Origin of the sequence: Caulobacter sp. BE254, from assembly GCF_031457295.1 — a bacterium.
Lineage (GTDB): Bacteria > Pseudomonadota > Alphaproteobacteria > Caulobacterales > Caulobacteraceae > Caulobacter.
On record NZ_JAVDWJ010000008.1, the window covers coordinates 125,130 to 140,793 of the forward strand.

Genomic DNA, 15,664 nt, shown 5'->3' on the forward strand with positions numbered 1-15,664 from the left:
CGCTTCCCGTTGGTCAGGCCAGGGCCTTCTTGTACAGCGCCAGCAGCTCGGCCCAGGCCTTCTCGGCGGCGGGCTCGTCATAGACCTGACCGCCCTTGACGGTCCAGCCGTGGGCCGCGCCGGCATAGACCTCGACCTTGGCCGGCCGTCCGGCCGCGGAGAAGGCGGCCTTCAGCTTGTCCTTCACGGTCGGGTCCTGCTTGTCGTCGTTGTCGGCGACGGCGATCAGGTACTCGGCATGGGTCTTGGGGATCAGCAGGTGCGGGCTGGTCGGCTGGTCGGTGACCAGGCCGCCGCCATGGAAGGTAGCCACCGCCGCGATGCGGCCGGGGACGCTGGCCGCCGTGCGGAAGGCCAGCGGGCCGCCCATGCAGTAGCCCTGGACGCCGACCTTCTTGCCCTTGTTGGTCTGGGACTGGGCGTCGAGGAAGGCGACATAGGCGACCGCGTCGCGATCCGTGCCCTCGGGCGTCACGGTCGCGCGCAGCGGGGTCAGCTTGGCCCGGTCGTCGGGGTTGGCGAAGTTGAACGTCCCCTCGATCACCGGCGCTTTCTTGGCGCGGTAGTAGAGGTTGGGGACCAGAACCACATAGCCGGCGGCGGCCAGCCGCCGGCCCATGTCGCGGAACACCGGCCGCAGGCTCATCACGTCCGGCCAAACCAGCACCGCCGGCCACTTGCCCTTGCCCTCGGGGTAGAACAGGGCGGCGTCGGCCACGCCGTCGGGTGTCTTGATCTCGACGTCCTTCTCGACCACCGGGCTCTGGACGCCGGCGGCGGTCGCGGCCAGCCCGCCCAGGGCGGCTGCGGCCAGGCCGAACGTCCGGCGCGACAGGCGAGGATCGTGAACCAGACCCGGGTGGATATCGTCGTCACACATGCGAACAGTCTCCATCAAGGCGGCAGGGCGCGAGCCCTCGTGGCGAGCACCTTACCGCATGACTCCGGACCGGGAAGGTCTCGTCGTCGCGCCAGCCTAGGCGGCGAACACCCGCCGCCCGCGTTCGACGTGCAGACGATGCGAACCGGCAAGCGCGGTGTCACGGGTCTTGATCGTCCGCAGGAACAGCCACTCGCCGGTCAGGCGGTTGGGCGTCATTTCGATCATCATGTAGCCGCGCTGGCTGGTGTCGGCCCATTTGAGCTCGGGATTGGCGGCCATGAACCCCTGGGCGACCTGCTTGGGATCGGCGCCGAAATCGCCCTCGGCCCCGCTGGAGGTGACGCTGTGACCGGCGAACTCGACCCCGGCGGGCCGGCCGTCCTCGTTGAGCGCATAGGCCCAGGCGTTGTGGCTGTCGCCCGACAGCATGACCAGGTCGGCGTCGGCGGCCTGGGCGGCCCGCAGCAGCCGCGAGCGCGCCGCCGGATAGCCGTCCCAGCGGTCCATCCACATCGGCAAACCCAGCTTGGCGGCGCGGATGTTGTTGCGGTAGCCGTTGACCTTGCGCTCGCTGACCTCGGGCCGTAGCCAGTCGAGCGCGTCCCGCGGCATAACCGTCCGTCCCAGGATCGTGCCCATGCCGACCATCTGCCAGGCCGTGGTCCGGGCGTTGGTCTTCAGCTGGTGGGCCAGCCAGCTTTCCTGGGTCGAGCCCAGCATGGTCGCCGACGGGTCGCGCCAGGGGCCGTCGCGGAACGCCTTCAGCGCCGCGTCCGGATCGTCCGCCTTGAACGCGGCCCCGATGTCGGCCGGCTGGGTGCGGCCGAGAAGCCGCGATTCGGTGCGGTAGAGCGTGGCCAGCGTCCCGATCGGATAGGCCTTCCACGGTTCGTCCGAGACCGGCATCCACTCGCGATAGACCTGCATCGCGGCGGCGCGGCGGAGGTTCCAGTCGCCCTCGGTCCCCGGCTGGTGGTTCTGCGCCCCGCCCTCCCAGCTGTCGTTGGCCGACTCGTGGTCGTCCCAGAAGGCGACCATCGGCGCCATCTGGTGCAGCCGCTGGAGATCAGGGTCGGCGCGATAGCAGGCGTAGCGCAGGCGATAGTCGGCGATGGTCAGGATCTCGTTGGTCGGCTCCAGAGACCGCCCGACCGCCCAGTCGCCCTGGCGGATCGAGGCGGGGCCGTACTCGTAGATGTAGTCGCCAGTGTGCAGCCACAGGTCCAGGTCGGGCCGGGCGGCGGCGTGGCCATAGGCGTTGAACAGTCCGACCGGCAGGTTCGAGCAGGAGAAAACGCCCAGGCCGAACCGGGCGACGTCGCCGACAGGCAGGGTCTTGGTCCGGCCGACGGGAGACCTGCTCCCGTCCGGCGCCACGAACCGGTACCAGTGGACGGTTCCGGGTTTCAGCCCGTCGACCGTGACCTTGGCGGTCCAGTCGCGATAGGCGCCGGTGCGCACGACGCCGCCCGCGACCACCTTGGCAAAAGCCGGATCGAGCGCCACCTCGACGTCCAGCCGGATCGCGCCGTCGTCGGTCGCGGGCGCGTAGCGCGTCCACAGCAGCATGGAGTCGGGACCGGGCTCGCCGCTGGCCACGCCGTGCGTGAAGCCCTTGGCGCCGACGAGCTCGGCGGTCAGCGCCCGGCCGGCGGGCAGCAGCAGCGCGCCCAGACCGAGGCCGGCGCCCAGGACGACGCCGCGACGATCGATGTTCAGGACCATGACGGTCTCCACGATGGATTTGGAGGGGAATGGCCGCGCGCGTCGCGCTCCTGGACGCGCGCGGCCGGCCGGGTCCCGCGACAGGGGGAGGCCGCGGGACCCGGCGTTCGAGCCTAGAAGGAGCCCTTGACGCCGATGTTCCACATCGAGCCGTAGATGCTGTACTGCTGCACCCGGTCGCGGACGTTGGAGTAGATGATGTCCGGCGCGTTGAAGATGTTTCGGCCGGCCAGCATCACCTCGAAGTTCCTGTTGATCTTGTAGCTGGCGCTGACGTTCCAGAGCTCGCGGGCGGTGTGGTAGAGAATGCCGTTGGTGGGGCTGTCGGGCTTGGCGCTAAGGGCGCTGGTGCGATATTTCCCCTGCGCATTGCCGCTCAGCTGGACGTCGAACTTGCCGTAGCTGTAGCGAACGCCCCAGTTGCCCATCGTCTTGGGCGTGTTCACGCGCACGCCATCGGGATCGATCTTGGTGATCGAGCCGCGCAGGCCAAGGCCGCGCAGCGCCCCCGGCAGGAAGGTCAGCTGCTGGTCGTACTCCAGCGTCACGCCTCTGTTGATGCTGACGCCCGGCACGTTCGTGGCGCTGCGGTACGTGTAGCCCGGGTAGTCGTCGGGGTTGTAGCCGACATCCGTGGGATCCTTGTACTCGTAGCCGGTCACCTGCATGTCCTTCACCTCCAGCTGGTAGGCGGACAGGCCGATGATCCCCGAGGGTTCCAGGAAGTATTGCAGGCCGGCGAAGTACTTGGTCGAGTGCTCGGGCTTCAGCAGCGGGTTCGGCACGGTGACGGTCTGGTTCGTGTCGTTCACGACGGCCACGCCGCCGAGGTTGCCGTAGTCGGGACGCAGGATCGACTGGCTGAAGGCCAGCTGGCCGACCAGCTTCTTGCTGAAGTCGTACTTGGCCCCGCCGCTGAGGAACCAGTCGTCATACTCGCCGTGACGGGTGGTGTAGGTCCCGTTGCGGTACTGATAGGTGAGGCTGGCGACGGTCGGCGGCGCCTTGGGGTCGAAGCCGGCGGCCTTCATTTCGTCGCTCGTCCGGACGTCGGCGACCCGGGCGTCGGTCCTAGTGTTTTCGTAGCGTAGGCCGAGATCGAACTGGGCCTTGCCGACGCGCGGCTGGACTTCGAAATAGGCCGCCTTGACCGTCTCGCCGACCTTCTTGTTGTTGTCGAGCTGGCGCTTCAGGTTGCCCGCGAGGTCGGGCAAGAAATAGTCCGGGTGCTGCTTGTAGATATCGTAGACGGCATAGTTGCTGTCGGCGCGCCAGTCCTGGGCGTTCAGATTGCCGGCGTCAAAGCCCTGGATCTGGAAGTTGTAGTTCCGGGTCCACGGAATGACGGCCTCGGGAGCCATCTGGTTCTTATCGTGGGTCGGACCGATGTACTCGAACTGCCGGTACGAGCCCTCGTCGGTCTTCCAGACATTTGTCCGATAGGTCGCGCCGGCCAGGAACTTGAGTTGGACTGGGCCCAGGTCCAGCTTCTTCTTCAGGTCAAGATTGAGGCCGTACATCTGGTTCTGAGCGTCGGACTCGGCCGTGCGGATGTTGTAGTTTATGTCGTTGTCGCGGTTGAAGCTGGTGGGATCGCTCCAGGAGCGGCCGGCGGTCTGCTGCAGGGTCCATTCGTTGGAGTCCTGCGACGCGCGGTCCAGCGTGAAGCCGATCTTGGTCAGGTAACTGTCCGTACGCTGAAAGAATCCCTTGGAATTATCCCGGAAGTTGAACTCCGAGCTGGAATAGCTGCCGCGCAGCAGGGCCTCCCAGGTATCACCGCGATATTCCAGCTTCGGCGCGAACAGCCACGACGGGGTGCCGGCGTAGCGGTGCGAGTACTGGGTGTGCAGGCGGGTGTTGGTCCCGTTCGGATTGACGACGATGTGGGTCGGCGTGGAGTCCGCCGTAGCCTGGGTCGCGGCGTTGGTGCCGAAGATCAGGTAGGTGTACTGATTGAAGTACTCGACATCGTAGAACGAATAGGTGCTGCGCAGGGACAGGGCCAGCTTGTCGGTGATCTTGTAGTCGACGCTGAGGTTGGCGGCCTTGCGGTGGGTCAGCTTCGGGCCCGGGCGCCACATGACCTGGTAAGGCAAGATCCGGCCGCTGGTGAGATAGGACCAGTCGGTCTGGATGCGGTCCTGCTCGACGAAGTTGGCGTTATAGCTGGCGTTGAACGCGATCCCCAGGCGGCCGTTCAGGAAGACGTCGGCATAACCGATCTGGGCCGAGGGAAAGATCGAGGCGTGCTTCTGGTCGTCCGGCAGGTATTTGCGCGACAGGCTGGAGTCCGAAGTGGCGACGCCGCCCAGCTGAAAGCGCAGCAGGCGGCCGTTGCGCTGGAAGGCGTATTTGCTGCGCAGGTTGATGGCGCCGCCGGGCGAGTCGGCGTCCATGCTGGCCTGCAGCGTGTTGTTCAGCTCGATCGAGTCGACGCCGGTGATGGACATCTGCTCGAACGAGTTCTGGCGGCCGTTGTTGTTGTTGGACGTCGCCGTCGCCATCCGCGCGCCGTCGGTGGTGAAGGTCGAGTATTTCGGGTCCAGGCCGCCAATGCGCACCGCGGTGGCGTCCACCTCGGTGTAGTCCAGCGAGATGCCCGGCATGTTCTTCATGAACTCGCCGACGTCGCCCATGGTCAGGGCGCCGAAGTTGTCGGCGGCGACCACGGTCTTGGCGTTGGTCGAGGCGCGGCGCTCCATGATGGCGCTGGCCTGGCCCTCGCGCCGGGCGACGATCGTGATCGCCTCCACCTCGCCGTCCTTGGCGGCGTAGGACAGCGGGTTCAGCGCCACGTCCAGGGTCGCCGCCTGGCCCGGCGCGACGGTGACAACCGCCCGGCCCTCCTGCAGGCCGGTATATTTGACCACGACCGTGACCTCGCCGGCCGGCACGCCGGTCAGGCGAAAGTCGCCGCCGTCCTCGGAGAAGGCGGCGATCGTCGTGCCCTCGACGCGGATCTCGGCATTGCGCACATATTCGCCGGTGGCGGTGTTGAGGACCCGGCCGCGCACCACGCCGGCGCCGCTCTGGGCCAGGGCCGGGCCGCCGTTCGACGCCCCGGGGCCAGCGGCGCGCAGGGTGATGATCTGGCCGTCGTCGGAATCGATCCGCAGCGGCGTGCCGGCGATCAGGCGGCGGAGCGCCGCGCGGACATCCATCCGGCCCTTGACGGCCGGCGTCCAGACGCCCTCGAGGTTGCGGGCCGGCGCCACGATCTGCACCTGCCCCTGGCGCGCCAGTTCCGGAATGGCGCGCACCGCGGGCTGGGCGGGAATGTCGAAGATCCGATCCTGCGCGAGAGCCGGCGCGGCGGTCGCCAGCGCGATCACGGCGGCGCCGCAGGCGAGGACGGAATAGCGGGAATTCATTGGCAGGCAGCCCCCAATCGCCGCGTGGGTCGCGACGTTCGCGGTTGAGAGCCGTCAGCCGGGGGCTTCCGCTATCGTGTAACAAAAACTTCTTGGTGCGGCGGTCAGGGCGCCCCCGCGCCGCGGGGTGCGTCGCGGATCAGGACGACCTTGTCGCCGTCCTGTTCGACCCGCGCCTCGAACACGCGGGCGATGGCGCGGCTGAAGCCGGCGGGATCGTTGGCCGCGAACAGGCCGGTGACCGGCTCGCGCGCCAGGGCCGGATCGCGGATCTGGATCCGGGTGTCGCTGTAGCGCGCGAACGCCGCCGCCGCCTGGCCCAGGGTCTCGCCCTCGAACGCCAGCTTGCCGTCGCGCCAGGCCAGGTCGCGGGTGACCGCCTCCGGACCGACCGGCTGCGGCCGCTCGGCCGGACCGGACAGGACCAGCCGCGTATTGGACTTGAGCGCCACGCTGCTCGCGAAGGGGATCGCAACGTCGACCTGACCCTGGTTCACCAGGATGTCGATCGGATTCCTATCGAGCTTGCGGACCCGAAACCCGGCCTGGGCCGTGCTCAGGCGACGCCCGTCCACCTCGACGACGAACGGCCGCGTCTCGTCGCGGGCCACGGCGAAATAGGCCTCGCCTCTGAGCAGGGTGACTCGACGCTCGCCCCGGCTGTAGCGCACCCGGATTCGGGTCTCGGTGTTCAGGAGGACCGTCGAGCCGTCCTTGAGCGGGGCCAGGCGGATCTCGCCCCGCGCGGTGCTGATCACCGCCCCGGCGGCGGACACCCCAACCCCCAGCGCCGCCACGACGGCGGCGCCGGCCACGCCGCCCGTCCAGGTCAGCGCCTGGCGGCGGGACAGGCCGGCCGACCGCGACCGCCCGGGCGCCTCGAACGCGATGGGATCGAAGCCAGGCCCCAGCGCCCGGGCGGACTCGCTCATCAGCGACACGGCCCGGGCGCGCAGCAAGGCGCCCCGACGTCGGGGATCGCCGCGCAGCCAGGCCTGGAAGGCGTCGTCTCCCTCGGGAGTCAGCGGCCCACGATCCAGCCGCGCCGTCCAGTCGGACGCCGCCCGGTCAATGTCTCGACTGGTTTCTCGTTCGGCCATCTATCGAGGCGATCTCCGCTTCCAAGGTCATAGAGGTTTGGGACCGCCTGTTTCCGCCACGACCGAACCAATCCATCAAGAAAAGGATGCCTCGGGAGATGTGGGTCTCGACCGTATTCTCCGAGATGCGCATGCGCGCGGCGATCTCGCGCTGCGGCATGTCCCGGACACGGCGCAGGATGAAGGCCTCGCGGGTCTTGAGCGGCATGGCCGCGATCGCATGGGCCAGCTGCCGCAACTCGTCCCGGTCAATCGCATATTGCTCGGGCGAGGCGGCGTTCTCGGGCTGCTCCAGCCGTTCCAGGTCGTCGACGGTGTGGATGGGCACGATGCGCGCCCGACGGACGTGGCGCATGATCACCGAGCGCGCGACCTGGAACAGATAGGCCCGCGGATGACGGATGGCGTCCACGGTCTCCAGTTCGGCCAGGATCGTGTAGGACTCCTGGATCACGTCGTCGGCATCGACGCCCGCCGGCGCGGCCCGCGAAAGCCATCCCCTGAGCGCCGCTTCGTGCGGCAGGATGGTCCGCAGGAACCATCGTGTTCTTTCCCGGTCGGCGGCGCTCATCCGTTATCCGCTGGCTGGAGATTGAATCGCCGACGAGCGGCCCTGCGCTAAATCCGCGGGACCGGTGTTTCGGCCGACTCCTGCCTAGCTGCCGATTGTGACATTCAGACTTTGCCGCACGCGTCCGGAGGGTCGCGACCAGACTCCAACCTGGGATTGCGCCGCCGGAGCTCCTCCCACCTGGTTCTTTTACCTGTTCGCCAGGCTCGATCTTCGAGGAACGCCGGCCAGCGCCGGGCGTGGGCCAAACGCTGAAGCCGAGCGTGGCGGGGAAGCCTCGCTTCCGGTTGCCCAGCCGCCGCGCCTCTTCAGCGGTCCGCTTGGCAGCCCTGGGTGGCGGATTTCGCCGGAAGAAAAAGGCTGGCCTCCCGGGGAGCGGGGGACCAGCCAGGTGGCTTCACGAGGAGTGAAGATCAGAACGTGGCGCGCGCCGTCAGGGTGTAGGTGCGGCCATCGTAATCGACCCAACGCGAGACCCGGTGGTCGTTCTCGTATTCGAACCGGACCGCGTTGGTGAGGTTGTAGGCGTCCAGCGACAGGGTGAAGTTGTCGGTGACGTTATAGGAGGCCGACAGGTCCAGCTGGCCGCGCGGCTTCACCGAACGGGCGCTGCCGGTATAGGTGCCGTTGGCGTTCAGCGGGTAGTCGGAGCGGTAGTTGTAGACCATGCGCACGCCGTACTTCGGCGTTTCGTAATAGCCGATGACGTTGACATTGTGCTTGGAGATGCCGGGGAACGGGGCGATCGCCGGGCTCTTGGAGGTGGTGTAGGCGTAGTTGAAGCTGCCCCCGAGGTTCTTCAAGGGTCCCGGCAGGAAGTCGAGGTTCTGCTGGATGTTGAACTCGACGCCTTCGACGGTGGTCTTGTTGTCGAGATTGTAGGCGCCGCTGGCGTTGACGTGGACCTGCTTGCTCGCGCCGCCGAGGCTGGTGGCGTTGCAATAGGTCCCGTCCCACGACAGGGCGCCGAAGCCCCAGGTCGAACCGTCGGTCGGGCACAGCAGGGCCGGATCCGAGGTCGAGGCGATGCGGTTGGTGATGTTCTTGCGGAAATAGGCCAGCGATATCAGCCCATTGGGACGGTTGTACCACTCCAGCGACAAGTCGAACGACTCGGCTAGGTACGGCCGCAACTTGTTGTTCCCGATAGCCACCGACACGTCATAGACGCTGACCGAGCCCGAGCTCAGGCTGGTGTTGAGGATCTGGGCCGGGTTGACCTTGGTGGCCGGCGAGTACTGGCGCGGGTGCGGTCGCACATAGGTCTTGTAATAAGCGCCGCGCAGGATCAGGTCGTCGGTGACGTCGGCCACGAAGATCGCCGACGGCAGGAAGTAGTGATACTTGTTCTGGTAGTGGTCGGTGACGAAGTCGTTCGGCGAGCCGATCGAATCGACGGGCGGCGTCTTGCGGTCCAGGGTCGTGATCGTGTTCTTGGTGTCTTCATAGCGGCCGCCGAAGTTGCCGCGCACGCCATGGCCGAAGATCTGGGTGTCGTACTTGGCCTGGACGTAGAACTGATTGATGTCGTTCTCGTTGGTGAAGTTCTTGTCGTAATAGCTGCTGTCGGCGTACTGGATATTGAAGCCGGTAGGCGACAGCCCGCCGCCCGGATAGACCGCGACGGGCTGGATGGCGCTCAGGAACGCGTGGATGTCCAGAACCTGCCAGTTGCGGCTGTAGCCGTCGGCGGAGCCGCCCATGAAGTCCTTCACGAACGGCGCGGTGATCATCATGGCGGGCGTGATGTTGGCCAGCTTGGCGCCGTAGCCGAAGACCCGGTAGCCCTTGGAGACGTACTTCTCGCGCTCGAGGCGCACGCCGGCCTGGATGCTCTTGATCGGGCCTAGCGAGACGAAGCGCTCAATGTCGAAGGCGGCGCTGTTCAACTCATTCTTGGCGAAGCTTTCCGAACCCTCGATCGAGATGGCGTTGGTCGAGTTGGCGGACGTGCCGTTGTTGTAGAACGAGGTGGGGTCGTTGACGCCGCCCCAGGTCCAGGTCACGCCGTTGGCGCCGCCGCCGATGCTGTTCTGCGGTGTGGGCGAGGTCGTGTATTTGAAGTCGCCGACGTCATCGAGGCCGGTGGTGATCGCGCCGGAGACGCCGTTGCCGCCGGCGCGGGTATAGTTGTTGACGTCGACCTCGGTCTCGACCGAGGCGTTGGAGCCTGACGATAGGGTCAGGGCGCCGGCGAAGCGCCAGTCCTCGTTGCTCCAGTCGATATTGCCGATCAGGCCGTCCGACTTCTGACGCTGCGAGTAGCGGCGCGTCGAGGACAGGGCGTTGATGTTGTTGAACGTATAGCTCTGGTAGAGATAGCGGCCGTCATTGATCAGCAGCGACGAGCCCGTCGGGCTGATCACCGTGCCCGCGCCGGGCGTGGCGGACGGCGCCACGTAGTTGATCATGAAGTACTGGGTCGTATCGGGCAGGTTGCGGTCGGTCGAGAAGCCGATCAGGCCGATCTTGGTGTTGTCGTTCGGCTTCCACTCCACGCCCGCCGAACCCGACCAGACCTTGCCCACGTTCATGCGGGTGTACTGACGGATGGCGCTGTTGGCCCAGACGCCGTTCTTGCTGGTCGAGCCGGTGTTGCTGGTGACGTAGCCGGCGTCGTCAACCTGCTTCTGCGTCAGACCAAGGGCCTGGCCCAGCGAGCGGCAGTACGAGGTCGCGCTCAGGGCGCAGGCCGTCGGCGAGAAATACTGGCCGTAGGCGCCGTTGAACTGCGTGGGCGAAAGGCCCGTCATCGCCGAGGTCAGATAGTCGTAGTTGTTGAGGCGGATGGTGTCGCGGCGGAAGTTTTCCTTCTTGTAGGCGATCGTTCCGAACACGGCGAAGTCGTCGGTCAGGTGCTTGTTGTAGCCGAGCGTGGCGGCCGGGGCGTTCAGGTCGCCCAGGGTGTTGTGCTCATAGGACAGCTTGGCGAAGCCGCCGTCCTTGCGTGACAGGGCCGGAGCGATCTGCAGGTCGACATTGCCGCTGAGGCCGCCGGACGTGGTGTTGGCCATCGGCGACTTGGCGATCACGAAGGCCGAGAAGATGTCGGAGTTGAACGCGCCCAGCGGCGAGCCCTGGTTGTCGCGCAGCAGGGCCGGACCCGCGAACGACTGGCCGTTCAGCGTGGTGCGGGCGTATTCGCCCGGCATGCCGCGCAGGTTGATGGTGGCGTCGCGGCCCTCGGCCTCGCGGTTGATCTGCACGCCCGGGATCCGCTGCAGGGCCTCGCCGACGTTGAGGTCCGGAAAGCGGCCCAAGCCGTCCGACGAGATGCCGTCGGTGATCTCGATGGCGTTCTTCTTGGCGCGAACGGCGTTGGCGTAGCTCTGCTTGAAGCCGGTCACGACGACCGCGTCGAGCGTGTCCGAGCTGGCGGCTGCACCGGCAGCCGAACTGGGGGCCGCCGCCTCCTGCGCTGCGGCGAGGCCCGGCAATCCCCCGATGACGGTAGCCGACAGAAGCACGGCCCTGAAGGCGCCGCCCCGACGATTTCTGAAGCTCACGATACCCTCCTCCATGCGCTGGGCCGTCGTCGACCGCGCCTTAATTGGCCTGACCTCTTTGCGTTTTCCCCGCCGGTCGGGCGACGTTTATTTCACATATAAATTTCTTTCTGGAAATGAAAAAGGTGTTACTCGACGTTGATGTTAGATTATGTATTTGTTTTTACTGGTATTTTTCGTATAGCTTCACTGGTATGTAAATTTCTTCTCGACCACATTTGGAAGTTCGGTTCTAATTATTGGAAGTGGTCAGGCCAAATTTTGACCTTCGGTTGTACGTTCGGCAGACATCCGAACCGTCCAGCGCGCAGCGCCGCAGACCGGCGAAACCGAAGCATTTCGAGAGCCGTCGACTTGCAGCGGAAGCGACGCCCTTTCTCGCCTCCTCATGGAGGTCAGTGCAGTTACCGTGAGGAGTCGAATGGGCTCGTCAGAACGACCTCGCCACCGGCCGATCGCGAGCGGGGATGGCGGATCTCCCCTGCCGAGACCAAGTCAGCTTCGCTTCGGACAAGACCGAAACAATGGAGCTCGGTGATCGGCTTGTTGTGAGGCTAGGACCGGTAGTTTTGTGTTGCCATTTGACGAGGTAGGGCATGCACGGCGCGCTTGTGCGCGCTATACCGAAAGCCGTGCCGCCGTCGCCGTGCGGTCGAGGAGATGCTGTTTATGCCTGATGGCTCGGTCAAGGTCATGCGCGATACGTCTGAACGCCGCCGCGAAATTACGGCCATGCTCCGGTCCCGCGGCAGCGTGCAGGTCACCCCGCTGTCCGAACAGTTCGGCGTGTCGATGCAGACCATCCGGAAGGACCTGCATTATCTCGAGGAACACGGCGTGGCCACGCGCGCCTATGGCGGCGCCATTTCCTCCGAAGTGGTCAACGCCGGCGCCGAGCCGGCGATCGAGACCAAGCGGGTCAGCCACACCGAGGAGAAGGAACGGATCGGCAGGCTGGCCGCCGGCATGGTCAAGGCCGGCGACTCCATCATGCTCGATTCCGGCACCACGACCCTGCAGATCGCGCGGTTCCTGCCGGACGAGGAAGACATCACCGTCGTCACCAACGATTTCGATGTCCTGGGCGTCCTCAACCAGAAGCGAAAGATCAAGATCGTCATGCTGGGCGGCGAGCTGCGTCGTCGCAACATGGCCTTCTACGGCGCGCAGACCGTGGCGGCGCTGGACGACCTGCTGCTGGACAAACTGTTCCTGGGCGTGGACGGCTTCGACGTCGAACGCGGCATCACCACGCATCACGAACCCGAGGCGCAGCTGAATCGCAAGATGGTCGAGACGGCGCGCGAGGTCATCGCGGTCACCGACGCCTCCAAGTTCGGCAAGGTCTGCCTGCATCGGATCATCGATGTCGGCGATCTCGACAGCCTGATCACCGACGCCGGCGCGCCGGACTATATCGACCAGGCGGCGGAGCGCCTGGGGATCAGCCTCTACAAGGCCTGACGCCCTCAGCGACGCAGGGCCGCATCCCCCCAGGCGACGACCAGCGGCAGGTCGCTGGCCTGGGTCTCAGATCGGGCGACGATCTCGACCAGGCGCACGCCCTTGATGTCGGCGGCCAGCACGCGGGGCGCCTCGCCCAGGCCCATGGGCGGGGTCTGGGCCAGCAGCTGGCCGTCGCCATAGACCGCGAAGCGCACCTTGTCCCTGGTGTTGCGCGTGGAATCGTCCACCCCGACCTTCGCTTCGAAGCGCGTGTTCTCGCTGTTGCGCACCTCAATGCGCGAGTTGGCCAGCACCCCGATGCCGGTGTCGAAGCCCTGGCCGCCGATCCTCAGCGCCTGGTCGTAGGGCGTCGCGTCGGCCTGGGCGCCGCCCCAGCCGGCATAAACCGGGCGCTCGCCCGACCCGCGGGTTTCGCCCCAGGCGTTGCGCATGCGATGGACCACCGGATCGGGCTCGGGCGCGACCACGCCGTCGACCGCCACGTTCACATCGCCCGGAATTTCCGACAGATAGACGCCGTCGCGCAGCTGCCGCGTTCCCGTGGCCTCGAAGATCAGGGTCTGGCGCGGCTCCAGCGTGAAGGTGGTCTCGCCGGTGAATGGCGGCGGGGTGGTCTTGTCCCACAGGTTCTTCAGCTGGACCGGCGCATCGACGGCGAACTTCAGCTGCGCGGCCGTCAGGGTCACGTCGGTCTTTCCCAGGCCCCGGTTGAACAGGGCGACGGCCTTGCGGCCGCCAGTCAGGGTCTTGACGATGATCTGCACGTCGTCGGAGGCGTAAGCGATCACGCCCTGGTGGCCGCCGGGATCCTGGTTGAGCCGCACGATGTCGGCGTTGCCCCAGATGTCCATCAGGCTTGGCGGCGCCTGGCGCAGGTCGTAGCTGATCAGCAGCGGCGCATTGATCATGGCCCATAGCGCGAAGTGCGAGCGCGCCTCGGTCAGGTGGTTCTGGTCGAACTCGCCATGGCCGATGAACAGGATGTCCGGATCGTTCCAGGCGCCGGGCTTGGCGTAGAGCGCGCGGGTCGAGGCGCTGTCGAAATTGTGCAGCATGCGCGTCCAGGTCGGGGTGATGTCGCCGCTGGTGCGCCACAGGTGACCGACGTCCTTGCCCCAGGATCGGACGTCGGCCGAGCCCCAGTTGCAGATCGCCAGGACATAGTCGCCGTCGGGATTGTGGGCCTTCAGCGCCTGGGCGACCTCGGCGTAGCGGGCCCGCACGGCCGGCACGTCGGTGCGGTTGAGCGACGCCTGGTCGATCAACGGCGGCACGGCCCTGTAGCCATGCTCGCGGACGATGTCAGCCTCCGGGCCGTAGACATTGATGCCGCAGGCGTCGACCTTGATGTAGTCGAAGCCCCAGTCCTCGAAATAGAGCGCGATATCCCGGTCGACATGGCCCTGGAGCCCGACTTCGCGCTCGGCCGTCGTGCCCTCGGGCAGGTTGGGGGAGTGCAGGTCATAGGCCTGCGAGCAGGCGTTGCGGCCGATGTCGGTATAGATGCCGGCCTTCAGGCCCATCCTGTGCAGGGCGTCCGTGTAGGGCCGGAAGCTGGTGTCCCCGCCCTTGACCTTGGCCGACGGGAAAATCGCCGTGCGGATCTCCAGGCGCCCGTCCGATTGCCGACGCTTGAGCCACCAGCCGTCGTCGATGTTGACATAGGTATAGCCCAGCTTGGCCAGGCCGCTGTCGACCAGCACCTTGGCCGCGCCCACGACCTTGGCCTCGTCGACCTCGGTGCGGAAGGCGTTCCACGAGTTCCAGCCCATCGGCGGGGTGCGCGCCTGGGACCGCTCGGGAATGGACCATCGGCCCGTCGCCGCCAGGGGGTCGGTCCCGGGGACGCCCTGGGCCAAGGCCGGCGTGGAGAGGACCACGAAGCCGGCGAGCGCGGCGGAAGCCAGCAGGGAACGGACGGTCATGGAGCCCTTCTCGATCAGTGGTCGCGCTTGGCGAGGAACTCGCGCCTGGCGTTGCTGTAATAGATCTTGTCGATCACCGACTTGGGAAGGGCCAGGCCGCGAGCGTCGGCGTCGATATCGTCGACGCGCTGGGTTTCGCCGGTCGCCAGGTAGGTCCAGTCCGACAGCCAGTAGTCGTGCGCGATCTTCTTGAACCCCTGGGCGTCGTCGCCGGGATTGAGCGTCAGGTCGGTGCCGTAGAGGATGCGGTCCTGGTACTTGACGAAGAAGGCCCGCACTTTCGCGTAGTCGCGGACCGACTGGTGCTGGACCTGGGCCATGCGGGCGGCCAGTTCGATCACTGCGTTCGGATGGGCGTCCAGGAACTTGGCCGCCTCGTCGGTGCTCCATTCCAGGCTGGCCATGTGCGCGCCGACGAAGGCGAGCTTGGGGTGGTTGGCGACCATGGCGTCGCGCCGGGCCATCAGGGTTTCGTAGCGCGGCATCTCCGGGTGGAGATACATGTGATATTCCGGATGCTCGCTGAAATAGGTCCTGTCGTTCTTGGTGGTCATCTGCTCGATCGGCAGCCAGCAGTTGTACGGCTCGCCCTGGTGCGCGATCAGCGGAACGCCCTTCGCCGCCAGGTGATCGAAGACCGGATCGAAGCCCTTGTCGTCGATGAAGATCAGGTGGCCGGCCGCGTCGCGCTCGACCATGCCGACATTCTTCCAGACCTTGACCGCCAGGGCCCTATGTTCGAATTCCGAGTCGAGATAGGCGTTGGTCCGGTCCGCCCAGCCGTTCGTCCCGAAGCCCTTCATCGAGAAGGTGGCGGCGTAGTGGAAGCGCTTCGGATCGAGCTTGGAGAAGTGGTGGGCCGCGTCGGCCTGGAGGGCGATCGACGGGAAGGCCGGATAGTCGACATTGATCGACAGGACCTCGAAATTGTCGGCCGCTGCCTGGTCGAGGAAGGCCGGGTCCTTGACGTTGACATGGACGTGGGCGTCGAACTTCCGCACCCGGGCGAAATCCGCGACGCTGTAGGTCCCGGCGTCCGGGGCGGCCTGGGCCGAAAGCGGCGCGCAGGCCAGCAGCGCCAGGGGCGCGACCAGGGTAAGCAGCAAGCGCCGG

The 15,664-nt window shown here is 66.5% G+C and carries 9 protein-coding genes; 1 reads left to right on the plus strand and 8 read right to left on the minus strand.

Annotated elements, in window-relative coordinates; all coding sequences use genetic code 11:
• Positions 1–13 precede the first annotated feature (13 nt).
• From J2X41_RS15800 to J2X41_RS15825, 6 genes are all read right to left on the minus strand, one after another.
• Positions 14–880, minus strand: a complete 867-nt coding sequence (locus tag J2X41_RS15800) for a dienelactone hydrolase family protein (protein WP_310082978.1) — start codon at positions 878–880, stop codon at positions 14–16.
• Between the two features lie 96 nt (positions 881–976).
• A complete protein-coding gene (locus tag J2X41_RS15805) occupies positions 977–2,608 on the minus strand; it encodes an alkaline phosphatase D family protein (protein WP_310082979.1) in 1,632 nt (543 codons plus the stop codon).
• A gap of 113 nt (positions 2,609–2,721) precedes the next feature.
• On the minus strand, positions 2,722–5,982 hold the full coding sequence (locus J2X41_RS15810) for a TonB-dependent receptor domain-containing protein (RefSeq protein WP_310082980.1): 3,261 nt from the start codon (positions 5,980–5,982) through the stop codon (positions 2,722–2,724).
• Positions 5,983–6,086: 104 nt separating this feature from the next.
• Complete coding sequence (locus tag J2X41_RS15815; protein WP_310082981.1) at positions 6,087–7,082, minus strand: FecR domain-containing protein; 996 nt, start codon at positions 7,080–7,082, stop codon at positions 6,087–6,089.
• Positions 7,051–7,653 (minus strand): sigma-70 family RNA polymerase sigma factor, encoded by a 603-nt coding sequence (locus J2X41_RS15820; protein ID WP_310082982.1) that lies wholly within the window; start codon positions 7,651–7,653, stop codon positions 7,051–7,053. Before J2X41_RS15820 ends, J2X41_RS15815 begins: the two co-directional genes overlap by 32 nt.
• Positions 7,654–8,066: 413 nt before the next feature.
• Complete coding sequence (locus J2X41_RS15825) at positions 8,067–11,174, minus strand: TonB-dependent receptor (protein WP_310082983.1); 3,108 nt, start codon at positions 11,172–11,174, stop codon at positions 8,067–8,069.
• Between the two features lie 678 nt (positions 11,175–11,852).
• Here J2X41_RS15825 and agaR point away from each other — a divergent pair.
• Complete coding sequence (gene agaR / locus J2X41_RS15830) at positions 11,853–12,623, plus strand: transcriptional repressor AgaR (RefSeq protein ID WP_310083075.1); 771 nt, start codon at positions 11,853–11,855, stop codon at positions 12,621–12,623.
• A gap of 5 nt (positions 12,624–12,628) precedes the next feature.
• On the opposite strand, the gene J2X41_RS15835 is transcribed toward agaR, so the two are convergent.
• Together J2X41_RS15835 and J2X41_RS15840 are read right to left on the minus strand one after the other, a co-directional pair.
• Complete coding sequence (locus tag J2X41_RS15835; protein WP_310082984.1) at positions 12,629–14,551, minus strand: NPCBM/NEW2 domain-containing protein; 1,923 nt, start codon at positions 14,549–14,551, stop codon at positions 12,629–12,631.
• A 14-nt stretch (positions 14,552–14,565) separates the two neighbouring features.
• Positions 14,566–15,657 carry an amidohydrolase family protein gene (locus J2X41_RS15840; protein WP_310082985.1) on the minus strand — a complete coding sequence of 364 codons (1,092 nt, stop codon included), beginning with the start codon at positions 15,655–15,657 and terminating at the stop codon, positions 14,566–14,568.
• Positions 15,658–15,664 lie beyond the last annotated feature (7 nt).